The sequence below is a fragment of the Pseudomonas sp. Irchel 3H7 genome (assembly GCF_900187605.1).
Lineage (GTDB): Bacteria > Pseudomonadota > Gammaproteobacteria > Pseudomonadales > Pseudomonadaceae > Aquipseudomonas.
The window spans coordinates 81,933-107,631 of sequence record NZ_FYEA01000015.1 but is presented as its reverse complement, the minus strand read 5'-3'; the positions used below and the strand labels follow the sequence as shown (position 1 = coordinate 107,631).

General features: G+C 57.7%; 21 protein-coding genes and 2 tRNA genes. 1 reads left to right on the top strand and 22 read right to left on the bottom strand.

Annotated features, from left to right (window positions below):
* Window positions 1-48 precede the first annotated feature (48 nt).
* The 15 genes from pnp to rlmE all read right to left on the bottom strand — a co-directional run bounded on the left by pnp (window position 49) and on the right by rlmE (window position 15,376).
* A complete protein-coding gene (pnp, locus tag CKW38_RS25955) occupies window positions 49-2,154 on the bottom strand; it encodes a polyribonucleotide nucleotidyltransferase (protein ID WP_007915263.1) in 2,106 nt (701 codons plus the stop codon).
* Between the two features lie 193 nt (window positions 2,155-2,347).
* Complete coding sequence (gene rpsO, locus CKW38_RS25950) at window positions 2,348-2,617, bottom strand: 30S ribosomal protein S15 (RefSeq protein WP_003177875.1); 270 nt, start codon at window positions 2,615-2,617, stop codon at window positions 2,348-2,350.
* A gap of 142 nt (window positions 2,618-2,759) precedes the next feature.
* Window positions 2,760-3,677 (bottom strand): tRNA pseudouridine(55) synthase TruB, encoded by a 918-nt coding sequence (gene truB / locus CKW38_RS25945; RefSeq protein ID WP_007915261.1) that lies wholly within the window; start codon window positions 3,675-3,677, stop codon window positions 2,760-2,762.
* A gap of 4 nt (window positions 3,678-3,681) precedes the next feature.
* Window positions 3,682-4,083, bottom strand: coding sequence for a 30S ribosome-binding factor RbfA (rbfA, locus tag CKW38_RS25940; RefSeq protein WP_007915259.1), 402 nt, complete (start codon window positions 4,081-4,083; stop codon window positions 3,682-3,684).
* 160 nt (window positions 4,084-4,243) lie between these two features.
* A complete protein-coding gene (gene infB / locus CKW38_RS25935; protein WP_007915253.1) occupies window positions 4,244-6,775 on the bottom strand; it encodes a translation initiation factor IF-2 in 2,532 nt (843 codons plus the stop codon).
* A gap of 27 nt (window positions 6,776-6,802) precedes the next feature.
* Complete coding sequence (nusA, locus tag CKW38_RS25930; protein ID WP_007915252.1) at window positions 6,803-8,284, bottom strand: transcription termination factor NusA; 1,482 nt, start codon at window positions 8,282-8,284, stop codon at window positions 6,803-6,805.
* 47 nt (window positions 8,285-8,331) lie between these two features.
* Window positions 8,332-8,790, bottom strand: a complete 459-nt coding sequence (rimP, locus tag CKW38_RS25925; protein WP_007915250.1) for a ribosome maturation factor RimP — start codon at window positions 8,788-8,790, stop codon at window positions 8,332-8,334.
* Window positions 8,791-8,929: 139 nt separating this feature from the next.
* Window positions 8,930-9,006: transfer RNA gene (locus CKW38_RS25920), tRNA-Met, on the bottom strand.
* 97 nt (window positions 9,007-9,103) lie between these two features.
* Window positions 9,104-9,189, bottom strand: a tRNA-Leu gene (locus tag CKW38_RS25915).
* 21 nt (window positions 9,190-9,210) lie between these two features.
* On the bottom strand, window positions 9,211-9,597 hold the full coding sequence (gene secG, locus CKW38_RS25910; RefSeq protein ID WP_016986497.1) for a preprotein translocase subunit SecG: 387 nt from the start codon (window positions 9,595-9,597) through the stop codon (window positions 9,211-9,213).
* A 4-nt stretch (window positions 9,598-9,601) separates the two neighbouring features.
* The gene (gene tpiA / locus CKW38_RS25905) at window positions 9,602-10,357 is read right to left on the bottom strand and encodes a triose-phosphate isomerase (RefSeq protein WP_007915248.1); all 756 of its coding nucleotides are present in this window, start codon (window positions 10,355-10,357) and stop codon (window positions 9,602-9,604) included.
* Between the two features lie 65 nt (window positions 10,358-10,422).
* A complete protein-coding gene (gene glmM, locus CKW38_RS25900) occupies window positions 10,423-11,760 on the bottom strand; it encodes a phosphoglucosamine mutase (protein ID WP_064119464.1) in 1,338 nt (445 codons plus the stop codon).
* Between the two features lie 16 nt (window positions 11,761-11,776).
* Window positions 11,777-12,628 carry a dihydropteroate synthase gene (gene folP, locus CKW38_RS25895; RefSeq protein ID WP_095114216.1) on the bottom strand — a complete coding sequence of 284 codons (852 nt, stop codon included), beginning with the start codon at window positions 12,626-12,628 and terminating at the stop codon, window positions 11,777-11,779.
* Between the two features lie 8 nt (window positions 12,629-12,636).
* The gene (gene ftsH, locus CKW38_RS25890; RefSeq protein ID WP_016986501.1) at window positions 12,637-14,544 is read right to left on the bottom strand and encodes an ATP-dependent zinc metalloprotease FtsH; all 1,908 of its coding nucleotides are present in this window, start codon (window positions 14,542-14,544) and stop codon (window positions 12,637-12,639) included.
* A gap of 202 nt (window positions 14,545-14,746) precedes the next feature.
* Window positions 14,747-15,376, bottom strand: coding sequence for a 23S rRNA (uridine(2552)-2'-O)-methyltransferase RlmE (gene rlmE, locus CKW38_RS25885; protein ID WP_007915237.1), 630 nt, complete (start codon window positions 15,374-15,376; stop codon window positions 14,747-14,749).
* A 101-nt stretch (window positions 15,377-15,477) separates the two neighbouring features.
* On the opposite strand from rlmE, the gene CKW38_RS25880 reads away from it, so the two are divergent.
* Entirely contained in the window at window positions 15,478-15,786 is a 309-nt protein-coding gene (locus CKW38_RS25880) for a YhbY family RNA-binding protein (protein ID WP_007915235.1), read from the top strand.
* Between the two features lie 9 nt (window positions 15,787-15,795).
* Here the strand turns inward: CKW38_RS25880 and CKW38_RS25875 are convergent, their stop codons facing one another.
* The 7 genes from CKW38_RS25875 to dnaK all read right to left on the bottom strand — a co-directional run bounded on the left by CKW38_RS25875 (window position 15,796) and on the right by dnaK (window position 25,598).
* Complete coding sequence (locus CKW38_RS25875) at window positions 15,796-16,200, bottom strand: hypothetical protein (RefSeq protein WP_007915233.1); 405 nt, start codon at window positions 16,198-16,200, stop codon at window positions 15,796-15,798.
* 28 nt (window positions 16,201-16,228) lie between these two features.
* A complete protein-coding gene (gene greA / locus CKW38_RS25870; RefSeq protein WP_003221530.1) occupies window positions 16,229-16,705 on the bottom strand; it encodes a transcription elongation factor GreA in 477 nt (158 codons plus the stop codon).
* Window positions 16,702-19,923, bottom strand: coding sequence for a carbamoyl-phosphate synthase large subunit (carB, locus tag CKW38_RS25865; RefSeq protein ID WP_007915231.1), 3,222 nt, complete (start codon window positions 19,921-19,923; stop codon window positions 16,702-16,704). Before carB ends, greA begins: the two co-directional genes overlap by 4 nt.
* A gap of 126 nt (window positions 19,924-20,049) precedes the next feature.
* On the bottom strand, window positions 20,050-21,186 hold the full coding sequence (gene carA, locus CKW38_RS25860) for a glutamine-hydrolyzing carbamoyl-phosphate synthase small subunit (RefSeq protein ID WP_007915228.1): 1,137 nt from the start codon (window positions 21,184-21,186) through the stop codon (window positions 20,050-20,052).
* A gap of 257 nt (window positions 21,187-21,443) precedes the next feature.
* Window positions 21,444-22,250, bottom strand: a complete 807-nt coding sequence (gene dapB / locus CKW38_RS25855; protein ID WP_007915223.1) for a 4-hydroxy-tetrahydrodipicolinate reductase — start codon at window positions 22,248-22,250, stop codon at window positions 21,444-21,446.
* 9 nt (window positions 22,251-22,259) lie between these two features.
* Window positions 22,260-23,384, bottom strand: a complete 1,125-nt coding sequence (dnaJ, locus tag CKW38_RS25850) for a molecular chaperone DnaJ (RefSeq protein WP_007915222.1) — start codon at window positions 23,382-23,384, stop codon at window positions 22,260-22,262.
* A 297-nt stretch (window positions 23,385-23,681) separates the two neighbouring features.
* Entirely contained in the window at window positions 23,682-25,598 is a 1,917-nt protein-coding gene (gene dnaK, locus CKW38_RS25845) for a molecular chaperone DnaK (RefSeq protein WP_007915221.1), read from the bottom strand.
* Window positions 25,599-25,699 lie beyond the last annotated feature (101 nt).

Here is a 25,699-nt window from a genome sequence, read left to right as displayed (position 1 = left end):
GCCGTTTTCACGGCGGGGCATTTTTATTGCGCTAACGCTTTGGGCTGATTAAACGCCCGAAGCCTTGGCCGCTGCCACGTCTTTGATGGACAGCTTGATACGGCCGCGGTTGTCCACGTCCAGTACCAGCACTTCCACTTCCTGGCCTTCTTTCAGGATGTCGGTCACTTTCTCTACGCGAGCGTCGCTCAGCATCGAGATGTGCACCAGACCGTCCTTGCCCGGCAGGATGTTGACGAATGCGCCGAAGTCGACGATGCGCTCAACCTTGCCCACGTAGATCTTGCCGATCTCGGCTTCAGCGGTGATACCCAGAACGCGCTGACGCGCAGCTTCAGCGGCTTCCTTGGTTTCGCCGAAGATCTTGATCGAACCGTCGTCTTCGATGTCGATCGAAGCCTTGGTTTCTTCGCAGATCGCACGGATGGTCGCGCCACCTTTACCGATAACGTCACGGATCTTGTCGGTGTCGATTTTCATCGCGATCATGGTCGGAGCGTTGGCCGACAGTTCGGTACGCGACTGGCCGATGATCTGGTTCATCTGACCGAGGATATTCAGGCGCGCTTCCAGGGCTTGGCCCAGAGCGATCTCCATGATTTCTTCGGTGATGCCCTTGATCTTGATGTCCATCTGCAGCGCAGTAACGCCTTTGGCGGTACCGGCTACTTTGAAGTCCATGTCGCCCAGGTGGTCTTCGTCACCGAGGATGTCGGTCAGGACGGCAAATTTCTCGCCTTCTTTAACCAGACCCATGGCGATACCGGCAACCGGCGCCTTCATCGGCACACCAGCGTCCATCAGGGCCAGGGAAGCGCCGCAAACGGAAGCCATCGAGCTCGAACCGTTGGATTCGGTGATTTCCGAAACCACGCGGATGGTGTACGGGAACACGTCAGCGGCTGGCAGCATGGCCGAAACCGAACGACGGGCCAGACGGCCGTGACCGATTTCACGACGACCAGCGCCACCCATGCGACCACACTCGCCCACCGAGAACGGAGGGAAGTTGTAGTGCAGCATGAACGGGTCTTTTTTCTCGCCTTCCAGGGTGTCCAGCAGCTGTGCGTCACGGGCGGTGCCCAGAGTCGCGACTACCAGAGCCTGGGTTTCACCACGGGTGAACAGCGCCGAACCGTGAGTCTTCGGCAGAACGCCGACTTCGATGTTCAGCGGACGTACGGTTTTGGTGTCGCGACCGTCGATACGTGGCTTGCCGTTAACGATGTTTTCGCGAACGGTGCGGTATTCGATTTCGCCGAAAGCGGCTTTGACTTCGCTGGAAGAAGGCTGGCCTTCTTCACCGGACAGCTTGGCAACGACTTGATCCTTCAGCTCGCCCAGACGCGCATAACGGTCGGCCTTGACGGTGATGGTGTAAGCCTGGGAGATCGCCTCGCCGAACTCGGCACGGATAGCGCCCAGCAGTTCGGTGGCTTCTGGCGCAGGAGCCCAGGTCCAGGTTGGCTTGGCAGCTTCGGCAGCCAGTTCTTTAACCGCGTTGATCACAACCTGGAACTCGTCGTGAGCAAACAGTACCGCGCCCAGCATCTGGTCTTCGGTCAGCTCTTTGGCTTCCGATTCAACCATCAGTACGGCGTCGGAAGTACCGGCAACGACCATGTCCAGGCTCGAAGCTGCTTGCTGCTCGTAAGTCGGGTTCAGCAGGTAGCCGGTGCTTTCGTGGAAAGCTACGCGAGCGGCGCCGATCGGGCCGTCAAACGGAATGCCCGAGATGGCCAGGGCAGCCGAGGTACCGATCATCGCAGCGATGTCCGGATCGGTCTTTTTGCTGGTGGAAACGACGGTGCAGACAACCTGCACTTCGTTCATGAAGCCTTCTGGGAACAGCGGACGGATCGGACGGTCGATCAGTCGGGAAGTCAGGGTTTCTTTCTCGGAAGGACGGCCTTCACGCTTGAAGAAACCGCCAGGGATCTTACCGGCAGCGTAAGTCTTTTCCTGGTAGTGAACCGACAGAGGGAAGAAGCCCTTGCCTGGATCGGCTTGTTTTGCACCGACTACAGTCACCAATACGCTGACGTCGTCGTCAACGGTGACCAATACTGCGCCGGAGGCCTGACGGGCGATACGGCCAGTCTCGAGGGTAACGGTCGATTGACCGAACTGGAATTTTTTGATTACCGGGTTCACGGTGTCCTACCTTCTTTGTGGCTCTTGGGGGAACTGGTTTCTTGCGAATTCTTGGGCAATGTCGGGAATCGGCCCAACGCCTGTCCAGGGTAAAACGTGTATCCAGATAAAACTTGAGGCTGGGAGCCTGCAAGCCGTCGGCGGTAAACCGCAGACGTCCGACAGACAACCAACCTCATAGCGCAATCGCTGATTAGCGACGCAGACCCAGGCGACCGATCAGAGTCTGATAACGACCCAGATCCTTGCCTTTCAGGTAGTCCAGCAGCTTGCGACGCTGGTTTACCATGCGGATCAGACCACGACGGGAGTGGTGATCTTTACCGTTGGCCTTGAAGTGACCTTGCAGCTTGTTGATGTTGTGGGTCAGCAGTGCAACTTGCACTTCTGGCGAACCAGTGTCACCAACAGCTTGCTGGTAGTCAGCAACGATTTGAGCTTTTTCTTGAACGTCGAGAGCCATGAGGCAATCCTTTTATCAGGAAGCTGTTTCAAAGAAACAACTTCAACAGGCCAGGGACAAATCCCTGTATCTATAAATGAGTAGTGACCGTGCCTGTTGACAGCCACCCTCGCCAGCCTGCTTTGACACAGACCGGTTTCGGTCATTCCGACCGAATCAGTCGACGTGGCGCAATGCGCCCGTCTTCGCTCACTTCACCGATACCGATGAAGCGACCATTGTGATCCTGTACCCGCACCATGCCGAACTTCGGAGCATCCGGGGCACGCACCGGCTGGCCGTTGAGCCAGTAGAACGCGCTCGCTTCCGAGAAGTGCAGCAGCGGCCAATCCTGCAGGCCGCTGTCCGATGGCATCAGGAAGCGATCAACCGCTTCGTTGCCGCCTTCGGCATGAACCGCCTCAAGCTCTTCGAGGGTCACGGTCTGCGCCAGGGTGAAAGGCCCGGCCTGGGTACGGCGCAATTCAGCGACGTACGCACCACAACCGAGTTGCTCACCGATATCCTCCACCAGGGTGCGAATATAGGTGCCTTTGCTGCAATCCACCGCAAGTCGCGCAGTATCGCCTTCGAAGGCCAGTAATTCCAAGCGCGCAATAGTAACAGAACGCGGTTCGCGCTCCACTACTTCGCCTGCACGCGCCAACTTGTACAGCGGCTGGCCATCACGCTTGAGCGCCGAGTACATCGGCGGTATCTGACTGATTTGCCCACGAAATTTCGGCAATGCTGCCTCGATATCGGTGCGACCAACGGTCACCGGGCGCTCCTGCAAAACTTCACCTTCGGCATCCGCCGTGGTGGTGGTCTTGCCCAGCTGCGCCAGGGTTTCATAAGCCTTGTCGGAATCGAGCAGGTACTGCGAGAACTTGGTGGCCTCACCAAAGCACAACGGCAAGACACCGGTGGCCAATGGATCGAGGCTGCCGGTGTGACCGGCCTTCTCGGCATTGAGCAGCCAGCGAACCTTCTGCAACGCGGCGTTGGAAGTGAACCCCAACGGCTTGTCGAGCAAGATGATACCGCTGACGTTACGACGGATACGTTTGACCTGAGCCACCGAATTACTCCTTGGTGTCTTCAGGTTCAGCAGCGACCGGATGCTGATTGTCTTCAGCCACGGCACGCTCGATCAGGGCCGACAGGTGCGCACCACGGACAACGGATTCGTCGTAGTGGAAGTGCAATTGCGGCACGCTGCGCAGTTTCATTTCACGGGCCAGTTGCATCCGCAGGAAACCTGCGGCGGCATTCAGCACCTTGATGCTTTGCGCGATATCTTCGGCGTTATCCTGGCCCATCACGGTGATGAAGATCTTCGCGTGACCGACGTCACGGCTGACTTCTACTGCGGTAATGGTGACCAGGCCGACGCGCGGGTCTTTGACTTCGCGACGGATCAGTTGAGCCAGCTCGCGCTGCATCTGATCGCCGATACGTTGGGTACGGCTGTATTCTTTTGCCATGATTTTGTTACCTGTTACTGCCCCGCGGCGAAACCCGCAAGGTCTGAAAGCGGCAAACGCCCGGCCTGACAAAAGCCAGACCGGGCGTTGCGTTTAGAGTCCGGGTGATGCGCCACACTGTTGAGTGCGGCCGACCATCACGGCTCCTGAAGTGCGCGAGTTAGAGGCTGCGAGCAACCTGAACCTTCTCGAAGACTTCGATCTTGTCGCCGACTTTGACGTCGTTGTAGCTCTTCACGCCGATACCGCATTCCATGCCGGCACGTACTTCGGAAGCGTCATCCTTGAAGCGGCGCAGGGATTCCAGCTCGCCTTCGAAGATAACGATGTCTTCACGCAGTACACGGATCGGACGGTTACGGTGCACAACACCTTCGATCACCATGCAACCAGCGATCGCGCCAAACTTCGGCGAACGGAACACGTCACGCACTTCGGCCACACCCAGGATGTTCTCGCGAACATCGCTGCCGAGCATGCCGGTCAGGGCTTTCTTGACGTCTTCGATGATGTCGTAGATCACGTTGTAGTAACGCATGTCCAGACCTTCCTGCTCGACGATCTTCCGTGCGCCAGCATCGGCACGCACGTTGAAGCCGAACAGTACAGCGTTGGAAGCCAGTGCCAGGTTAGCGTCGGACTCGGTGATACCACCAACGCCGCCGCCCACTACGCGCACTTGTACTTCGTCGTTGCCCAGGCCATTCAAGGCACCGTTCAACGCTTCCAGCGAACCACGGACGTCGGACTTGAGGACGATGTTGAGCGTCTTCTTCTCGGCCTGACCCATGTTTTCGAAGATGTTTTCCAGCTTGCCAGCATGAGCGCGAGCCAATTTGACTTCGCGAAACTTGCCTTGACGGAACAGAGCCACTTCACGGGCTTTCTTCTCGTCGGCAACCACGCTCATCTCGTCGCCAGCGTCCGGAGTACCGTCCAGGCCGAGGATCTCGACAGGGATGGAAGGACCGGCTTCCTTGATTGGCTTGCCGTTCTCGTCGAGCATGGCACGCACACGGCCATAGTTCGAACCGACCAGGACCATGTCGCCTTGGCGCAGGGTACCGTCTTGAACCAGAACGGTTGCAACCGGGCCACGACCTTTGTCGAGACGCGATTCAACCACAACGCCACGGCCAGGAGCCGATGGAGTTGCTTTCAGTTCGAGAACTTCAGCTTGCAGCAGAACGGCTTCAAGCAGCTCGTCCACGCCAGTACCGACTTTCGCCGACACCGGTACGAACGGCGTATCACCGCCCCACTCTTCGGAAGTCACGCCGTGAACCGACAGCTCGCTACGGATGCGATCAAGATCGGCGCCCGGCTTGTCGATTTTGTTCACTGCAACAACCAGTGGAACGCCAGCCGCTACTGCGTGCTGAACAGCTTCAATGGTCTGCGGCATCACGCCGTCGTCCGCTGCAACCACCAGAATCACGATGTCGGTCGCCTTGGCACCACGAGCACGCATTGCGGTAAACGCGGCGTGACCCGGGGTGTCGAGGAAGGTGACCATGCCGCGTTCGGTTTCAACGTGGTATGCACCGATGTGCTGGGTGATACCACCGGCTTCGCCAGCAGCTACCTTGGCACGACGGATGTAGTCGAGCAGGGAAGTTTTACCGTGGTCAACGTGGCCCATTACGGTCACGACTGGCGCACGGGAGAACGACTCACCTTCAAACTTCAGGGACTCGGCCAGGGAATCTTCCAGAGCGGTGTCGCTGACCAGGGTCACTTTGTGGCCCAGTTCTTCGGCTACCAGTTGAGCAGTTTCCTGATCAAGCACTTGGTTGATGGTCGCTGGAGTACCCAGTTTGAACATGAACTTGATGATTTCAGCAGCCTTGACCGACATCTGATTGGCGAGATCGCCAACAGTGATGGTCTCGCCGATCTGCACATCACGCACGACAGGGCCGGTTGGGCTCTGGAAACCGTGGGCGTTGCGCTTCTTCAGCTTGGCCTTGCCGCGACCACCGCGACGGAAGCCATCGCTTTCTTCGTCGGTAGTGCGTGGCGCCACACGTGGAGCCGGCGCTTTTTCTTTGACCGATGCGCGATGCGGAGCGTTTTTGCGCTCGCCATCACCACCACCGCTGCGACGATTGTTGTCGTCGGCACGCGGCTTGTCAGGACGGCGCTGTTCGTTCTGCTTGTTGCGAACATCAGCAGACGGAGCTGGAGCAGCGGCAACCACCGGCGCGCTTTCGCGAACAGGTTCGGCAGCTGCAGCCGGCGCCGCAACGGCGTCGCTGGTAGCGGTCTGCGCAGCAGCAGGCTGGCGGCGCGCTTCTTCTTCGGCGCGCTGCTTGGCTTCTTCTTCAGCCTTCTGACGAGCAGCATTTTCTACTGCGCGACGCTCATCCAGTTCACGCTTGCGTTCGGCTTCGATTTCTTCCGGGCTACGCTGTACGAAAACTTTCTTTTTGCGAACTTCTACGCTGATGCTTTTGCTACCAGCCACACGCAGGGTGCTGGTGGTTTTACGCTGCAGCGTGATCTTGCGTGGTTCTTCCACTTTCGCCTTGTGGCTGCTTTTCAAGTGAGTCAGCAGGGACTGCTTCTCACTGTCAGTCACATTTTCTTCGGCGGCGGTGTGCGGCAGACCTGCCTCACGCATCTGCTGCAACAGGCGCTCTACCGGTGTTTTGACCTCATCGGCCAGTTGTTTCACCGTGACTTGCGTCATGCACTTCTCTCCTCAGGCCGCGCCTAATTACTCGAACCAGTGGGCTCGGGCGGCCATGATCAACTTGCCGGCACGATCATCGTCAATGCCGTCGATGTCGAGCAGGTCGTCAATAGACTGCTCGGCCAGGTCTTCGCGGGTAATTACGCCGCGCACCGCCAGTTCCATCGCCAAATCCTTGTCCATACCCTCAAGCGAGAGCAGGTCTTCGGCCGGATGGGCGTCTGCCAGCTTTTCCTCAGTAGCGATGGCTTTGGTCAACAAACGATCCTTGGCACGAGCGCGAAGCTCGTTGACGGTATCTTCGTCAAAGCCGTCGATGTTGAGCATTTCTTCCAACGGTACGTAGGCAATCTCTTCCAGGCTGGTGAAGCCTTCATCTACCAGCACCTGTGCCAGGTCTTCGTCGACTTCCAGCTCGTCGATGAAGTTGCGCAGGATGTCGCCGGTTTCTGCTTGCTGCTTAGCCTGGATGTCCGATTCGGTCATCACGTTCAGGGTCCAGCCAGTCAATTGGCTGGCCAGACGCACGTTCTGACCACCGCGACCGATGGCCTGAGCCAGATTGTCTGCGCCAACGGCGATGTCCATTGCATGGGCATCCTCGTCAACGATAATTGCCGCAACCTCAGCCGGGGACATGGCGTTGATCACGAACTGAGCCGGGTTGTCATCCCAGAGGACGATATCAACACGCTCACCGCCCAACTCACCCGACACTGCCTGGACGCGCGAACCGCGCATACCGATGCAAGCGCCCTGCGGGTCGATGCGTTTGTCCTTGGAGCGGACGGCGATCTTGGCGCGCGAACCCGGATCACGGGACGCTGCCATTACTTCGATCAGGCCTTCGGCAATTTCCGGCACTTCGATGCGGAACAGCTCGATCAGCATTTCCGGCGCGGTACGCGACAGGATCAGCTGCGGGCCGCGGTTCTCGGTGCGGATTTCCTTGAGCAGCGCACGCAGACGCACGCCGACACGGAAAGTTTCGCGAGAAATGATGTCTTCACGGGCCAGCAACGCTTCAGCGTTGTTACCCAGATCGACGATCACGTTGTCGCGGGTGACTTTTTTCACGGTGCCGGAGATGATTTCTCCCAGGCGCTCGCGATAAGCGTCGACCACTTGAGCGCGCTCGGCTTCGCGAACTTTCTGCACGATGACTTGCTTTGCAGTCTGCGCAGCGATGCGGCCGAACTCGATGGATTCGATCTTTTCTTCAACGACGTCGCCAACCTTGGCACCTGGATGCGTTTCAGCAACCTTGGTTGGCCAGGTTTCGATGGCCGGATCGTCGAGATCATTCTCTTCGACGACCGTCCAGCGACGGAAAGTTTCGTAAGAACCTGTGTGGCGGTTAATTTCCACACGCAGGTCAACTTCGTCTTCAAAACGCTTTTTGGTAGCAGTGGCCAGAGCCAGCTCCAGCGCTTCAAAAATTACGCTCGCCGGTACGCCCTTTTCATTGGATACCGACTCAACAACCAGCAGTACTTCTTTGCTCATCGTACGCCTCGCCTTTCGCAAGCCATTGGATCCGCGGGATCCGCGTCTCAGTCAAAACTGGGAATAATGTTGGCCTTGTCGATCATATCGATCGGCAACAGGAACTCATGGTCATCTACCTGCACCACGACATCCTGTTCTTCTACACCGCGCAGAAGGCCCTGAAAGTTGCGTCGACCTTCAAAAGGCGAGCGCAGCTTGATCTTCACTTGTTCACCGGCAAATTTTGCAAACTGCTCAAGAGTGAACAGTGGGCGCTCCATGCCAGGCGAGGAAACTTCGAGGGTGTATTCAACGGAGATAGGATCTTCAACATCCAGTACACCGCTGATCTGACGGCTGACAATGGCGCAATCGTCCACCAGCACGCCGCCCTCTTTATCGATATAAACGCGCAACATCGAGTGACGACCCTGAGCCGAAAACTCGATACCCCAGCATTCATAGCCCAGGGCCACGACCACCGGGGCCAGCAAGGCCTGCAACTCTTCTAGCTTGCTCGACACCTGAACCCCCTAGTGCATGATATGTGCATGCTTTGCAAAATAAAAAAATGGGCGAAACGCCCATCCTTGAAACGCCGTCGAACAGCGGCGTTGAAAGTGTCCAGCTAACAAAAAGCCCCTTAAAAGGGGCTCCTTAAACTGGTTGCGGGGGCCGGATTTGAACCGACGACCTTCGGGTTATGAGCCCGACGAGCTACCAGACTGCTCCACCCCGCGACAAAGCTGGGGCGGAAGTATACGACCGATCCCTTATAGGGTCAATGTAACCTTCCACCTGCAAGAAAGCCCGCAACAGCGGGCTCTCCTGACTAATTGGTACCGAGAAGGGGACTCGAACCCCTACACCCTATGGGCACAACCACCTCAAGGTTGCGTGTCTACCAATTCCACCACCTCGGCAAAACTACGTTTGAAACCTTCTTACTTCTGCTCTTGAGCTGGAGGTACGTCAGTCGCTGGAGTAGCCGACTTTTGCTCTTGAAGCACCGGGACATCATCAGAAGCCGGTTGTTGTTGCTTAGGCACTTCCAACACTGCTGGATTTGGGAGACCTGCCTGAGTCAGCTGATGAGCCTTCTCTTTAGCAAAGTAACCTAACCCCAAGCTGGTTATGAAGAAACCGGCGGCAAGTATAGCAGTAAACTTACTAAGAAAGGTAGAGGAACCTTGGCTTCCGAACACAGTATTTGAAGCACCTGCTCCGAAAGACGCGCCAGCGTCCGCACCCTTACCCTGCTGCAGCAAAACCAGAGCAACTACGCCCAATGCACCCAGCAGATGAAAAACGACTACGACTGTTTCCAGCATTTTTTCAGTTTCCCGCGGCGCGACAGATCGCACCGAACTCATCTGCATTCAGGGAAGCTCCACCAATGAGCCCCCCATCGATATCCGGCATGCCGAACAGTTCGACCGCATTGGCCGCCTTCACGCTGCCGCCGTATAGAAGCCGCACACCTCGTGCGACTTCAGAATTCTCTGCCGCCAACTGCTCGCGAATGGCTTTATGCACATCCTGAGCCTGTTGCGGCGTTGCAGTCAGTCCGGTACCAATGGCCCAGACAGGCTCGTAAGCAATGACTGCCTTGGCAAAGGCACCTACACCCAGCTCCTCAATGATACTGCCCAGCTGACGCCCGACAACCTCAAGAGTTTTCCCGGCTTCGCGCTGCTCGAGAGTCTCCCCTACGCACAACACCGGAATCAAGCCGCATGCCTGTGCCGCTGCGAACTTGCGATTCAGCATACCGTCTCGCTCGCCCATTATCTGGCGGCGTTCGGAGTGCCCGACAAGTACCAGGGAACAACCTGCATCCACTAACTGACTCGGAGCAATTTCACCGGTCAATGCACCTTGCATGGCTTCCACCGCAGAATTCTGCGCACCGACCGAAATCGATTTGCCTTTCAAGCCATCAATCACTTGATTGATATACAAGCAAGGCGGAAATACCGCGACATCAACACCGCTTGGCAAGGCCAGATGACGAAGGCCGTTGATCAGCTCAGCGACGCTGGCGCGGGTACCGTGCATCTTCCAGTTACCAGCTACCATAGGGCGACGCATGCTGTACCTCGTCGGTCAAAGTGGGCGCAGATGTTACCCAACACAATCATGGCTTGCAAGCCGAATCAGGCAGAAACTTCAGTTACCAGTTTTGCCAGCTCTTCGGCATAGTTACGAACCTGAGTTTCGTCCTCGCCTTCGACCATTACGCGCACCAGAGGCTCTGTCCCGGACTTGCGCAAAAGCACGCGTCCGCGTCCTGCCATTGCCTGGGTGACGCGCGCACTGGCTTCCTTGACAGCCGGGTGTTCCAACGGACTTTCGCCACCACCGAAACGCACATTGATCAGTACCTGAGGACACTTGCGCAAAGCCTGACGTGTTTGCGCCAGTCCTTCATTGCGGGTCTTCAGCGCCATCAGCACTTGCAAAGCCGCGATGATCGCATCACCGGTTGTGGTGTGATTGAAGCAAACGATATGCCCCGAATTCTCGCCACCGACCAGCCAATTGCGCTCAAGCAGTTCGGCGATCACGTAGCGGTCGCCGACATTGGCACGAATGAACGGAATCGAAAGATCGGCCAGCGCCAACTCCAGACCCAGGTTGCTCATCAATGTACCGACCACGCCGCCCTGCAATTTGCCACGCTCATGCAGATCACGAGCGATGATGAACAACAATTCGTCGCCATCAACGATGGCGCCCGTGTGATCGACCATCAAAACCCGATCACCGTCGCCATCAAAAGCAATACCTAGATCAGCATGTTCAGCCAGTACCGCCGCCTGCAGCTGCCCCATATGGGTCGAGCCGCAATTCTCGTTGATGTTCAGACCGTTAGGCTGGGCCGACAGTACGACGACTTCTGCACCCAGCTCCCGGAAGACACTCGGAGCCACTTTATAGGTCGCGCCGTGCGCACAGTCGATGACTATTTTGAGGCCGGAAAAACTGGTACCGGTTGGCACACTGCTCTTGCAAAATTCGATGTAGCGACCCGATGCGTCGTTGATCCGAGAAACCTTGCCGATTTTGCTCGACTCGACCACGGTCATCGGAGTATCGAGCAATTCCTCGATCATCAACTCCAGCTCATCCGGCAGCTTTGTGCCCTTACCGGAGAAAAATTTGATGCCGTTATCGTCATGCGGGTTGTGCGAAGCACTGATCACGATACCGGCCTCAGCCTGGAAGGTGCGCGACAGATATGCGATAGCCGGCGTCGGCATAGGCCCCAGCAGCATCACATCAGCTCCCGCCGACGTCAGACCAGCCTCAAGTGCCGACTCAAACATATAACCGGAAATCCGCGTGTCCTTGCCGACCAGCACTTTGCAGGCGCCCATCTTGCGAAAGGCCATGCCGGCCGCCCAGCCGAGCTTGAGCATGAAGTCAGGAGTAATCGGGTATTCACCGACTCGACCACGAATGCCGTCAGTACCAAAGTATTTCTTGCTCATAAGTGCTCCATCATTCTTATTCGGCTGATTCCACGGCCGCGATCATCCGCACCACGTCTACCGTTTCCGCCACGTCATGGACACGCAAAATTCGCGCACCTTTTACCGATGCCAATGCCGCCAATGCCAATCCACCGTGCAGCCGTTCGCCCACAGGACGATTCAGGGCGTGGCCAATCATGCTTTTTCGAGAAACACCAACAAGCAGCGGCCGACCCAACGCATGCAGGGCTTCCATGTGCTTGAACAAGCTTAGATTGTGCTGCAGGGTTTTGGCGAAACCGAAACCCGGATCGAGGATGATGCGCTCGGCAGGAATACCTGCCGCCGCACACTGTGTCATGCGCTCAGCGAGAAACTCGCCCACCTCGCGCGTGACATCCTGATACTGCGGGTTGTCCTGCATATCACCTGGCTCACCGAGCATATGCATGAGGCACACCGGTAAACCGGTAGCTGCCGCCGCATCCAGCGCACCATCGCGCTGCAGCGAGCGCACGTCGTTGATCAGCCCGGCGCCCAACCGCGCAGTTTCGCGCATGACGGCAGGAGTAGACGTATCCACCGAGATGATCACATCAAGCTCGCGATTGATCAGCTCGACGATCGGCGCGACGCGCTCAAGCTCCTCAAGCGGAGAGACAGCTCGCGCACCGGGACGCGTGGATTCGCCACCGACATCAATCAGCGTCGCACCGGCTGCAACCATAGCTTCGGCGTGACGCAAGGCCGCATCCAGCTGACTGTATTGGCCGCCGTCGGAGAAAGAATCGGGGGTGACATTGAGAATGCCCATGACATGCGTCTGGGCCAAATCAAGAACCCGGTTGCCGCAAGGCAACCGGGTCAGGGACTGTACAGAAGTCATTTCAAACCTTAAACGTCAGCAGCCGGACCGCCAATCGGTGTTTCCGGACGCTCGTCCCGAACCACTGGTGGTGGCGGAGTACCTGTGCCACCCGACCAGTCGCGAGGCTCGCGAGGTGTACGACCTGCCATGATGTCATCGATCTGTTCAGCATCGATCGTTTCATACTTCATGAGGGCATCAGCCATGGCGTCGAGCTTGTCACGGTTATCCGTGAGGATCTGTTTGGCCGTGCCGTAGCACTGATCAATGATGCTGCGCACTTCGGAGTCGATCAGCTTGGCTGTCTCACCGGAGAAGCTGGCAGCCTGCCCACCACCGCCACGACCGAGGAATACTTCACCCTCTTCTTCGGCATACATCAACGGACCGAGTTTTTCCGACAAGCCCCACTTGGTCACCATGTTCCGCGCAATCTGACTGGCACGCATGATGTCGTTGGAAGCGCCGGTAGTCACACCGTCGAAGCCCAAGGTCATTTCTTCCGCAATACGGCCGCCGTACAGCGAGCAGATCTGACTGATCAGCGCGCGCTTGGACAGGCTGTAGCGATCTTCTTCCGGCAGGAACATCGTCACACCCAGCGCACGACCGCGCGGAATGATCGACACCTTGTAGACCGGATCATGCTCAGGGACGACGCGACCAACAATGGCATGGCCAGCTTCGTGATAAGCGGTGTTCTGCTTTTCTTTCTCGGACATGACCATCGATTTGCGCTCGGCGCCCATCATGATCTTGTCTTTGGCCAGTTCGAATTCTTTCATTTCAACGATGCGTTTGCCGCTGCGCGCAGCAAACAGCGACGCTTCGTTGACCAGGTTGGCCAGGTCAGCACCCGAGAAGCCCGGAGTACCACGCGCGATTACGGCCGGAGCGACGTCGTCTCCCATTGGCACCTTGCGCATGTGAACCTTGAGAATCTGCTCGCGACCACGGATATCCGGCAAACCGACCACGACCTGACGGTCGAAACGGCCCGGACGCAGCAGCGCAGGGTCGAGTACGTCTGGACGGTTGGTTGCAGCGATAACAATGATGCCGTCATTCATCTCGAAGCCGTCCATCTCAACCAGCAATTGGTTGAGGGTCTGCTCGCGCTCGTCGTGACCGCCACCCATGCCGGCGCCACGATGGCGACCGACGGCGTCGATTTCGTCGATGAAGATGATGCAAGGCGCGTGCTTCTTCGCCTGCTCGAACATGTCACGAACACGACTGGCACCGACACCGACGAACATTTCGACGAAGTCAGAACCGGAAATGGTGAAGAACGGAACCTTGGCTTCGCCGGCAATCGCCTTGGCCAGCAAGGTTTTACCGGTACCCGGAGGGCCGACCATCAGCACGCCACGAGGAATGCGGCCACCCAGACGCTGGAACTTGCCCGGATCACGCAGAAACTCAACGAGTTCGCCGACTTCCTCTTTGGCTTCGTCGCAACCAGCAACGTCAGCCAGAGTGGTTTTCACCTGATCTTCGGAGAGCAGGCGCGCCTTGCTCTTGCCGAAGCTCATCGGTCCGCCCTTGCCGCCGGCACCGCCCTGCATCTGGCGCATGAAGAACATGAACACCGCGATGATCACCAGGATCGGGAAGCTGGCTACCAGCAACTGGGTCCAGATGCTTTGCTGCTCTGGCTGCTTGCCTTCAACCACAACGTGGTTGTCGACCAGATCGCCGATCAGGCCATTGTCCTGGATTGCCGGACGAATGGTCTTGAAGCTGTCGCCGTCGTTGCGCTTGCCGGTAATCACATAACCATCAACGGCTACGCGCTCGACCTTGCCATCCTTGACCTGCTGGATGAAGTCGGAATAGTTGAGGGTCTGCGGCTCGTTAGGGCTGGAGAAGTTGTTCATCACCGTCACCAGGACAGCCGCGATGATCAACCACAGGATCAGATTCTTTGCCATATCGTTCAATTAACTACCCTCTGAAGCAAGCTCCGCTACTGGCGCGCGCTTCGCATGATATTCACCGGCCTAACTTACTACATTACCTACGACTCTGGCAGGCGCCGTCTGTAACCCTTTGTGAAACACTTTCTACACAATATTCGTTAATGCTAGCCGGGCGAAATACTAAAAACCTATCACCCCGCACAAAAACCTCGTTTTACTCGCTACGCCCGCGATAACCCCAAGCCAGCATGTATTGCTCGCGGGAGCTGCCACGAGAGGAGTCCGGCTTGATCATCTGGATCTTGTCGAACTTCTTGCGAGCATCCTTCAGGTAAACATCAAACCCTTCACCCTGAAAAATCTTGATCACGAAATTACCACCCGGCTTGAGTATCCGTTCAGCCAGATCAAGCGCCAACTCGCAAAGGAACATGGCTTTTGGCATATCCACTTCAGGCGTACCACTCATATTGGGGGCCATATCGGAAATCACAAGGTCCACCTGCGAATTACCCACAGCCTCAAGAATCCGCCCGAGCACTTCGTCCTCGGTGAAGTCTCCCTGAATGAAGGTCACGTCAGGGATACTGTCCATTTCCAGGATGTCCGAGGCGATCAGACGCCCCTGACCACCGATCAGCCGGCTGGTGACCTGCGACCAGCCACCGGGCGCTGCACCCAGGTCGACCACGCTCATGCCGGGACGGATCAGCTTGTATTTCTCCTGGATCTCCAGAAGCTTGTAACTCGCACGCGAGCGGTAGCCATCCTTCTGTGCTTGTTTCACATAAGGATCATTGACATGTCTTTTCAGCCAACCAAGGCTTGTCTTGGAACGCGCCATTGGGCACCTCGTTGATAAGGGTCGTGATTAATTGGGCGGATCCACGAGCCCTCGGGTAAAATGGCCGCCATTTTACAGAATCCAGACGAAAGGGTCAGATTATGCCGCTCACTCCAGAGCAGAAGAAACAGTACAAATCCATTGGCCACCACCTGAAACCGGTTTTGACGGTGGCTGACAACGGTTTGACTGAAGGTGTTTTAGCCGAACTTGAACGCGCCTTGGCGGATCACGAGCTGATCAAGATCAAGCTCAACATCCTCGATCGCGAGTCGCGCCTGGCGCACATCGCAGAACTGTGCAAGGTTGGCAAAGCGGACCTGGTGCAGGTCATCGGCAAGATGGCACTGATTTACCGCAAGAACTTCAGCGTCAACAAGCAGCTGTCGAACGTTCATCGCTTCAAGTGATGAAAGGGGTCAAGGGTGTGCCTGGCGCACCCTGCCACTCCATCCCGGCACAGGCTGCATCACCAGCACCAGCCCGGAAAACCCCAGAACCAGATAACTGAATACCTGCCAGCGCTGCGCATCCGGCCAGCCGACACGCACTGCGACAAACATCGCACACGCGTACATCGCCATCAACAGAACCTGTCCGCGAAAATCTCGCCATAGACTGGCAAGGCCCTCGGCCTGTACCAGCACCAAAGCCTGAAAAATAACGCATGCGGCGGAAAACCCCACCACCAGCACTTCAAATGCACTGGCGACTTCATCGATCAGCAACGGTGCCAGGCCAATCTGGCCCAGCGCCGGCTGCAAACCGAGATGAATCAGCCATAGACCGCCAACCCAGAGCATCTGAGTCAGCTGCCAAAGCATGGCGCCCGCATGCAGCGGGCGCCCTTTTTCAGATGTGACGGACTTCGACAATCTCGTACTCGATCACGCCGCTTGGCGTTTTCACGGCGACCACATCGCCCTCTTCCTTGCCGATCAAGGCACGGGCCAAAGGCGAGCCGACCGAAATCTTGCCGAGTTTGAAGTCAGCCTCATCCTCACCCACGATGTGGTAAGTGACGCTTTCATCGGTCTCGACGTTGGCGATTTCGACGGTGGTACCGAAAATCACTTTGCCGGTGTGCGGAATAGTTGTGACATCGATGATGACCTGATTCTGAATCCGGCCTTCGATGTCGCGAATCCGCGCCTCGACCATGCCTTGCTGTTCGCGGGCGGCATGGTATTCAGCGTTCTCTTTCAAGTCACCCAACTCGCGGGCCGTACCGATGTCCTGGCTAAGCTTCGGACGGACGACCTTGGTCAGGTGAGCGTGTTCTTCTTCCAGGGCTTTAGCGCCCTGGACGGTCATTGGGTATTTGATCATGCCTTCAATCCTGCGTGTAGATCCTGCAAGCGGCGCACGGTCTTTTCCGGACCGAACTTCAGCGCTTCACAGATAGCTTCGCCAGCAGCAATGGTGGTGGTGCAATAGATCTTGTGCTGCAAGGCATTACGACGAATGGAGTACGAATCAGCGATCGACTGACGACCTTCGGTGGTGTTGATGATCAGGGTGACTTCGTCATTCTTGATCATGTCGACCACGTGCGGACGCCCCTCGGTCACCTTGTTCACACGGCGCACTTTCAGGCCTGCGGCTTCGATCAGCTTGGCAGTACCGGCAGTGGCAACCACTTCGAAACCCAAGTTGATCAGATCGCGGGCTACGCCTGCAACCAGTGGCTTGTCGTCATCGCGCACGCTGATGAACGCAGTACCGCCGGTCGGCAGCACTTCGCTGGCGCCCATCTGGGCTTTGGCGAATGCTTCACCGAAGGTGTCGCCAACGCCCATCACTTCACCGGTCGACTTCATCTCTGGGCCAAGGATCGGGTCAACGCCAGGGAATTTGGCGAACGGGAACACCGCCTCTTTCACGCTGTAGAAGTTCGGGATGATTTCTTTGGTGAAGCCGATTTCTTTCAAAGTCTTACCGGCCATTACGCGGGCAGCGATCATCGCCAGGGAAACACCGATGCACTTCGATACGAACGGTACGGTACGGGAAGCACGCGGGTTGACTTCGATGACGTAGATGTCTTCGCCCTGCAAAGCCAGCTGCACGTTCATCAGGCCGACAACGCCCAGTTCCAAGGCCATTTTCTTGACCTGTTCGCGCATCTCGTCCTGGATATGCGCAGGCAGCGAGTACGGCGGCAGCGAGCACGCGGAGTCACCGGAGTGAACGCCAGCCTGTTCGATGTGCTGCATGATCGCGCCGATCACCACGTCTTTACCGTCGCAGACCGCATCCACGTCCATTTCGATGGCGCAGTTGAGGAAGTGGTCGAGCAGCACCGGGCTGTCGTTGGACACTTGCACTGCATCACGCAGGTAACGCTTGAGCTCGTCTTCCTTGTAAACGATTTCCATCGCGCGGCCGCCCAGTACATAGGACGGGCGCACCACCAGCGGATAACCGATTTTCGCGGCAGCGCGAACCGCTTCGTCTTCGCTACGCACGGTGGCGTTAGGCGGCTGACGCAGGTTCAGGCGCTCAACCATTTGCTGGAAGCGCTCACGGTCTTCAGCACGGTCGATGGCGTCAGGGCTGGTGCCGATGATTGGCACGCCAGCCGCCTCCAGAGCACGAGCCAGTTTCAGCGGAGTCTGGCCGCCGTACTGAACGATCACACCTTTCGGCTTCTCGACGCGGCAGATTTCCAGCACGTCTTCCAGGGTTACCGGCTCGAAGTACAGACGGTCGGAAGTGTCGTAGTCGGTGGAAACGGTTTCCGGGTTGCAGTTGACCATGATGGTTTCGTAGCCGTCTTCTCGCAGAGCGAGGGCAGCGTGGACGCAGCAATAGTCGAACTCGATGCCCTGGCCGATACGGTTCGGACCACCACCCAGAATCATGATCTTGTCGCGACCCGACGGTGCGGCTTCGCACTCTTCCTCGTAGGTCGAGTAGAGGTAAGCGGTATCGGTGGCGAACTCGGCGGCGCAGGTGTCAACGCGCTTGTAGACCGGGAACACTTCCAGCTTCTGGCGGTGCGTACGCAGGTTCTTCTCGGTCACACCCAGCAGCTTGGCCAGACGCTGATCGGAGAAGCCTTTGCGCTTGAGCTTGAACATCAGGTCGCGGTCGATAGCGGACAGACCGAGGGTCTTGACCTTCTCTTCTTCCTTGATCAGATCTTCGATCTGCACCAGGAACCACGGATCGATCATGTTCATGCCGAAGATGTCTTCGACCGACAGGCCAGCGCGGAAAGCATCCGCCACGTACCAGATACGCTCAGCGCCCGGCACGGTCAGTTCACGCTTGAGCACGCTCATGCTTTCCGGGTTGCTCAGGTCGAGCTTCTCGTCCAGACCGCAAACGCCCACTTCCAGACCGCGCAGAGCTTTCTGCAGGGATTCCTGGAAAGTACGGCCGATGGCCATGACTTCACCAACCGACTTCATTTGCGTGGTCAGGCGTGCGTCGGCCTTGGCGAATTTCTCGAAGGCAAAACGTGGCAGCTTGGTCACGACGTAGTCGATCGACGGCTCGAAGGACGCCGGGGTCTTGCCGCCGGTGATGTCGTTCGACAGTTCGTCGAGGGTGTAACCCACAGCCAGTTTGGCCGCGACTTTGGCGATCGGGAAACCGGTGGCTTTCGAAGCCAGTGCCGAAGAACGCGATACACGCGGGTTCATTTCGATCACGACCATGCGGCCAGTGTTCGGGCAGATACCGAATTGAACGTTGGAACCGCCCGTCTCGACGCCGATCTCGCGCAGTACCGCCAGGGAGGCGTTACGCAGGATCTGGTATTCCTTGTCGGTCAGGGTTTGCGCAGGAGCCACGGTGATCGAGTCACCGGTGTGCACGCCCATCGGGTCGAAGTTTTCGATCGAGCAGACGATGATGCAGTTGTCCTTTTTGTCGCGGACAACTTCCATTTCATATTCTTTCCAGCCGATCAGCGATTCGTCGATCAACAGCTCTTTGGTCGGCGACAGGTCCAGACCACGGGCGCAGATTTCTTCGAACTCTTCACGGTTATAAGCGATACCGCCACCGGTGCCACCCATGGTGAAGGACGGACGGATGATGCACGGGAAGCCGAGGGTTTCGAGAACCGCGTTGGCTTCTTCCATGCTGTGGGCGATACCGGAACGCGGGCACGCCAGGCCGATGGATTTCATCGCCTTGTCGAAACGCGAACGGTCTTCAGCCTTGTCGATGGTGTCGGCGTTGGCGCCGATCATTTCTACGCCGAACTTCTCCAGAACGCCTTCGCGCTCCAGGTCCAGGGCGCAGTTCAGAGCCGTCTGGCCGCCCATGGTTGGCAGCACCGCGTCCGGACGCTCTTTTTCGATGATCTTGGCAACGGTCTGCCACTTGATCGGCTCGATGTAGGTAGCGTCGGCCATGTCCGGGTCGGTCATGATGGTGGCCGGGTTGGAGTTCACCAGGATGACGCGGTAACCCTCTTCGCGCAGGGCTTTACAGGCCTGAGCGCCGGAGTAGTCGAATTCGCAGGCCTGGCCGATAACGATCGGGCCAGCGCCGAGAATCAGGATGCTTTTAATGTCTGTACGTTTTGGCATGGGTTTGTCACTCAAATCCGCAGGTCAGTCGGCAAGCCGTCTTGATCGATTTCTGAAGTCTCGAAGGGGCCGCCGGTGTCGGGGCCGCCCTCGAGGGGCTTCTCTCTACAGTCTCAAGGCGAACGCTTAGCGTCGCTTGGCCATCTCGTTGATGAAGCGGTCGAACAGTGGCGCGACGTCGTTCGGGCCCGGGCTCGCTTCAGGGTGACCCTGGAAGCTGAACGCGCTCTTGTCGGTGCGCTCGATGCCTTGCAGGGTGCCGTCGAACAGCGATTTGTGGATCGCACGCACGTTGGCTGGCAGGGTTTCTTCGTCTACCGCGAAACCGTGGTTCTGGCTGGTGATCATCACGACGCCAGTGTCCAGATCCTGCACCGGGTGGTTGGCACCATGGTGGCCGTGGCCCATTTTCAGGGTCTTGGCGCCGGAGGCCAGTGCCAGCAGTTGGTGACCGAGGCAGATGCCGAATACCGGAATTTCGGTTTCCAGGACTTCCTTGATCGCCTTGATCGCGTAGTCGCATGGCTCCGGATCACCAGGGCCGTTGGACAGGAACACGCCGTCCGGCTTCAGCGCCAGTACATCGGCAGCTGGAGTCTGGGCAGGCACCACGGTGACGCGGCAGCCGCGCTCGACCAGCATGCGCAGGATGTTGACCTTGACGCCGTAGTCGTAGGCAACCACGTGGTACGGCAGCTCGGAAGCGTCGATGGTCGCGTGGCTGTCGGTTTTCAGATCCCAGACAGTCGAACGCCATTCGTATTGAGTCTTGGTGCTGACGACTTTCGCCAGGTCCATGCCCTTCAGGCCCGGGAAGCCTTGCGCAGCGGCGATTGCCGCTTCTTCGGAGATGTTGTCGCCGGCCATGATGCAGCCGTTCTGTGCGCCTTTTTCACGCAGGATGCGGGTCAGGCGACGGGTGTCGATACCGGCGATTGCCACAACGTTGTTGGCTTTCAGGTAGTCGGACAGGGACATCGTGTTACGCCAGTTGCTCGCTACCAGCGGCAGGTCACGGATGACCAGGCCAGCGGACCAGACGCGATCGGACTCGGCGTCTTCCGGCGTGGTGCCGGTGTTGCCGATGTGCGGGTAAGTCAGGGTAACGATCTGTTGGGCGTAGGAAGGATCGGTAAGGATTTCCTGATAGCCGGTCATTGCGGTGTTGAACACCACCTCACCAACGGTTTGACCGTCGGCACCAATGGCTTCGCCGCGAAAAATGCTGCCATCAGCAAGGGCAAGTATGGCTGGCTTAGTCAAGAAGACCTCCCGTAAATAACGCATGAAAGGGCGATCGCAGGTTGTAAAAAAGCGGAGTGACGTATGGACACGTCACCCCGCTTCTTCACTGAATTATTCTGCGCGCTTTTAGTGGACACACTAAAGCTGTAGCTTACAGAAAAAGGCTTTTTTGGTCCACCGCTAAAGAGCCTAAAAGGCCGGAGAATGCGACAGGTCGTCGCCAAGCGGAGAAAACCCAGCGCAAACAGGGCGTTTGCGCTGGGTTCAGCAGTGTATCAACGCAGGTCGAGCACGTCTTGCATGTCATACAGGCCAGGCTCGCGACCATCCAGCCACACCGCCGCACGCACCGCGCCCTTGGCAAACGTCATGCGGCTCGACGCCTTGTGCGTGATCTCCAGACGCTCACCTTCGCAGGCGAACAGCACGGTGTGGTCACCCACCACATCACCACCACGCACGGTGGCGAAACCGATGGTTTCACGCTCACGAGCGCCGGTATGACCCTCACGACCGTAGACCGCGACTTTCTGCAGATCACGCTCCAGCGCACCGGCGATCACTTCACCCATGCGCAACGCCGTACCCGAAGGCGCATCGATCTTGTGACGGTGATGAGCTTCGATGATTTCGATGTCGGCATCATCACCCAGCACACGCGCTGCCATATCGAGCAACTTCAGCGACAGATTGACACCAACACTGAAGTTGGCCGCGAAGACGATAGGAATGTCCTTGCCCGCCTCGACCAGCAACTGCTTCTGTGCAGCGTCCAACCCAGTAGTGCCGATAACCATGGCCTTGCCTGCCTTGCGGCAGAACGCCAGATTTTTCAGCATCACTTCCGGCAGCGTGAAGTCGATCAATACGTCGAACTCTTCAGCCACAGCTTCGACATGCCCGGACAACGGCACGCCGATGCGACCCAGCGAGGCCAGCTCACCGGCATCGACGCCGATCAGCGTGCTGCCAGGACGAACCACCGCGGCGGTCAAACCGGTCAGCGGCGCACTCTGCTGCACGGCCTCGACCAGAATCTTACCCATGCGCCCAGCAGCGCCCATCACAGCTATACGTCGCATGCCGACTCCTTAGAGATCGCCGAAGAAGCGCTTCACACCATCGAACCAGCCAGTGGTTTTCGGCGAATGACTGTTGTCGTCTGCCAGCGAACTGCGGAACTCCTCCAGCAGCTCGCGCTGACGACGATTCAGATTGACCGGCGTCTCGACCGCCACACGGCACATCAAATCGCCCGCACCGCCGCCACGTACCGGCGCCACGCCTTTACCACGCACGCGGAACTGCTTGCCGGTCTGAGTACCCTCAGGGATTTTCAGTTTGACGCGACCGTCGAGGGTCGGGATTTCCAACTCACCACCCAGTGCTGCGTCAACGAAGCTGATCGGTACTTCGCAGAACAGATGCTTGCCATCGCGCTGGAAAATGTCGTGCTCGCGGACGTTGATGACTACATACAGGTCGCCCGTCGGACCACCTTGCGTACCCGCCTCGCCTTCGCCGGACAGACGAATGCGGTCGCCGGTATCGACGCCGGCCGGCACTTTGACCGACAGGGTTTTGTACTCTTCAACGCGACCGTCACCATGACAGGAATCGCACGGATCGGAAATGATCTTGCCTTGGCCATGGCAACGCGGGCAGGTCTGCTGCACCGAGAAGAAGCCCTGCTGCATGCGCACCTGACCGATGCCACCGCAGGTCGGGCACGTCGATGGCGACGAGCCTTTTTTCGCGCCGGAACCATCGCACGGTTTGCAATTGACCAGCGTCGGCACACGGATATTCACGGTGGTGCCGCGCACCGCTTCTTCCAGGTTCAGCTCCAGGGTGTAGCGCAAGTCGCTGCCACGCTGAGCGCCGCCACGGGAACCGCCGCGACCGCCACCGAAGAAGTCACTGAAGACATCACCAAAGATGTCCGAGAAGTTCTGACCACCGAAGCCGGCGCCACCACCACCCATGCTCGGGTCGACGCCGGCATGGCCGTACTGATCGTACGCCGCACGCTTGCTCGAGTCGGACAGCACTTCGTAGGCCTCATTGGCCTCTTTGAACATTTCTTCCGACGCTTTGTCATCGGGATTACGGTCCGGGTGGTGCTTCATCGCCAGACGACGGTAAGCCTTCTTCAGGTCCGCATCGCTTGAGCCGCGCTCAACACCCAACACTTCGTAATAGTCACGCTTTGCCATAAGTCTTCTGCACTCTTGAGGACGTTCGGCAAACCCCTCCTGAGGATGGCCAAACTCGTTGAGCCCCAATACAGGCCCGGACCCAACTCACGTCAATTCAACGATCCTGGTCTTTGTTTCTTGCGGTACTTTCGGCACGAAAAGCAGGAGCATTCCCGGCCATACCGCCAACATCCGAACCTTGTCGCATGCTGTAAAAATTCGCGTATTCCAGATACGCCAACGCGGGAGCTAGCTCCCGCGCGGCGACATCCTACCAGTCACTGCCTGAAGGCAGTCAACCGGCCGACCAACAACTTACTTGTGGTCTTTGACTTCTTCGAACTCTGCATCGACAACGTCGTCAGCCTTCTCAGCCGATTCGCCTTGCGGGGCCGCGCCATCAGCTGGCTGAGCCTGTTCGGCGTACATCTTCTGAGCAACCGGAGCGGAGACTTTCGACAGCTCCTCAACCTTGGCTTCGATAGCAGCTTTGTCGTCGCCTTTGACAGCGGCTTCCAGAGCAACCACAGCAGCTTCGATCGCAGTCTTCTCTTCAGCGGTGACTTTGTCGCCCGCGTCGGCAATCATCTTGCGAGTCGAGTGAACCAGTGCGTCACCCTGGTTACGGGCAGCGGCCAGCTCTTCGAACTTGCGGTCTTCCTCAGCGTTAGCTTCGGCGTCACGCACCATGCGCTCGATTTCTTCGTCGGACAGACCGGAGTTGGCCTTGATCACGATCGACTGGGTCTTGCCGGTCGCTTTGTCTTTCGCACCAACGTGCAGAATGCCGTTAGCGTCGATGTCGAAGGTCACTTCGATCTGCGGCACGCCACGTGGAGCTGGTGGAATGTCGGCCAGGTCGAACTTGCCCAGGGACTTGTTCTGAGTGGCTTGCTTACGCTCGCCCTGCAGCACGTGAATGGTCACAGCGCCCTGGTTGTCGTCAGCAGTCGAGAACACTTGCGATTTCTTGGTAGGAATCGTGGTGTTTTTCTCGATCAGCGCGGTCATCACGCCGCCCATGGTTTCGATACCCAGGGTCAGCGGGCTGACGTCGAGCAGCAGAACGTCTTTCACGTCACCGGCCAGAACGGCGCCCTGAATCGCAGCACCCATGGCAACAGCTTCGTCCGGGTTAACGTCTTTGCGAGCTTCTTTACCGAAGAAATCGGTAACCAGCTTCTGTACCAGCGGCATACGGGTCTGACCACCGACCAGAATCACGTCGTTGATCGCGCCAACGTCCAGACCGGCGTCTTTCATGGCGATGCGGCAAGGTTCGATGGTGCGCTGAACCAGGTCTTCAACCAGTGCTTCGAGCTTGGCACGCGAAATCTTCACGTTCAGGTGCTTAGGACCGGTCGCATCTGCAGTGATGTACGGCAGGTTGACGTCGGTCGACTGAGCGGAAGACAGCTCGATCTTGGCTTTCTCAGCAGCTTCTTTCAGGCGCTGCATGGCCAGCGGATCACCTTTGAGGTTCATGCCGCTTTCTTTCTTGAATTCGTCAACGAGGTAGTCGATCAGACGAATGTCAAAGTCTTCACCGCCGAGGAACGTGTCACCGTTGGTGGCCAGAACTTCGAACTGGTGCTCGCCATCAACTTCAGCGATCTCGATCACGGAAACGTCGAAAGTACCGCCACCCAGGTCATAAACGATCACGGTGTGATCGCCCTTGGCCTTGTCCATGCCGTAAGCCAGAGCGGCTGCGGTTGGTTCGTTGATGATACGTTTTACGTCCAGACCGGCGATGCGGCCGGCGTCTTTGGTCGCCTGACGCTGGCTGTCGTTGAAGTAGGCCGGAACGGTGATGACCGCTTCGGTCACGGTCTCGCCGAGATAGTCTTCGGCGGTTTTCTTCATCTTTTTCAGGATTTCAGCCGAGATTTGTGGCGGTGCCATTTTCTGGCCGTTCACTTCAACCCAGGCGTCGTTGTTGTCAGCCTTGACGATCTTGTAAGGGACCATCTGGATGTCTTTCTGCACAACTTCTTCGTCGAAACGACGACCGATCAGACGCTTTACCGCGTACAGAGTGTTGTGCGGGTTGGTCACAGCCTGACGCTTGGCCGACTGACCTACCAGGATTTCGCCATCGTTGGCGTAAGCGATGATCGACGGCGTGGTACGCGCGCCTTCAGCGTTTTCGATAACTTTTGCTTTGCCGTTTTCCAGCACGGAGACGCAGGAGTTGGTAGTCCCCAGGTCGATACCGATAATTTTGCCCATGTTAACTCTCCCGAAACTTTGGATTTTTTTGCCGCAGCAGTGGTGGCTGACTGCGGTAATACTTAAACGCTTGACTTCTAAATGGGGGCCTTGCGGCTAAT

What these genes read in the sequence shown, in the direction of transcription:
- rpsO (WP_003177875.1), bottom strand. Translation starts at nt 2,617, where the DNA reads ATGGCTCTCGACGTTCAAGAAAAAGCTCAAATCGTTGCTGACTACCAG.
- rbfA (WP_007915259.1), bottom strand. Translation starts at nt 4,083, where the DNA reads ATGGCAAAAGAATACAGCCGTACCCAACGTATCGGCGATCAGATGCAG.
- infB (WP_007915253.1), bottom strand. Translation starts at nt 6,775, where the DNA reads ATGACGCAAGTCACGGTGAAACAACTGGCCGATGAGGTCAAAACACCG.
- nusA (WP_007915252.1), bottom strand. Translation starts at nt 8,284, where the DNA reads ATGAGCAAAGAAGTACTGCTGGTTGTTGAGTCGGTATCCAATGAAAAG.
- secG (WP_016986497.1), bottom strand. Translation starts at nt 9,597, where the DNA reads ATGCTGGAAACAGTCGTAGTCGTTTTTCATCTGCTGGGTGCATTGGGC.
- tpiA (WP_007915248.1), bottom strand. Translation starts at nt 10,357, where the DNA reads ATGCGTCGCCCTATGGTAGCTGGTAACTGGAAGATGCACGGTACCCGC.
- glmM (WP_064119464.1), bottom strand. Translation starts at nt 11,760, where the DNA reads ATGAGCAAGAAATACTTTGGTACTGACGGCATTCGTGGTCGAGTCGGT.
- folP (WP_095114216.1), bottom strand. Translation starts at nt 12,628, where the DNA reads ATGACTTCTGTACAGTCCCTGACCCGGTTGCCTTGCGGCAACCGGGTT.
- ftsH (WP_016986501.1), bottom strand. Translation starts at nt 14,544, where the DNA reads ATGGCAAAGAATCTGATCCTGTGGTTGATCATCGCGGCTGTCCTGGTG.
- rlmE (WP_007915237.1), bottom strand. Translation starts at nt 15,376, where the DNA reads ATGGCGCGTTCCAAGACAAGCCTTGGTTGGCTGAAAAGACATGTCAAT.
- CKW38_RS25880 (WP_007915235.1), top strand. Translation starts at nt 15,478, where the DNA reads ATGCCGCTCACTCCAGAGCAGAAGAAACAGTACAAATCCATTGGCCAC.
- CKW38_RS25875 (WP_007915233.1), bottom strand. Translation starts at nt 16,200, where the DNA reads ATGCTTTGGCAGCTGACTCAGATGCTCTGGGTTGGCGGTCTATGGCTG.
- greA (WP_003221530.1), bottom strand. Translation starts at nt 16,705, where the DNA reads ATGATCAAATACCCAATGACCGTCCAGGGCGCTAAAGCCCTGGAAGAA.
- carB (WP_007915231.1), bottom strand. Translation starts at nt 19,923, where the DNA reads ATGCCAAAACGTACAGACATTAAAAGCATCCTGATTCTCGGCGCTGGC.
- dapB (WP_007915223.1), bottom strand. Translation starts at nt 22,250, where the DNA reads ATGCGACGTATAGCTGTGATGGGCGCTGCTGGGCGCATGGGTAAGATT.
- dnaJ (WP_007915222.1), bottom strand. Translation starts at nt 23,384, where the DNA reads ATGGCAAAGCGTGACTATTACGAAGTGTTGGGTGTTGAGCGCGGCTCA.
- dnaK (WP_007915221.1), bottom strand. Translation starts at nt 25,598, where the DNA reads ATGGGCAAAATTATCGGTATCGACCTGGGGACTACCAACTCCTGCGTC.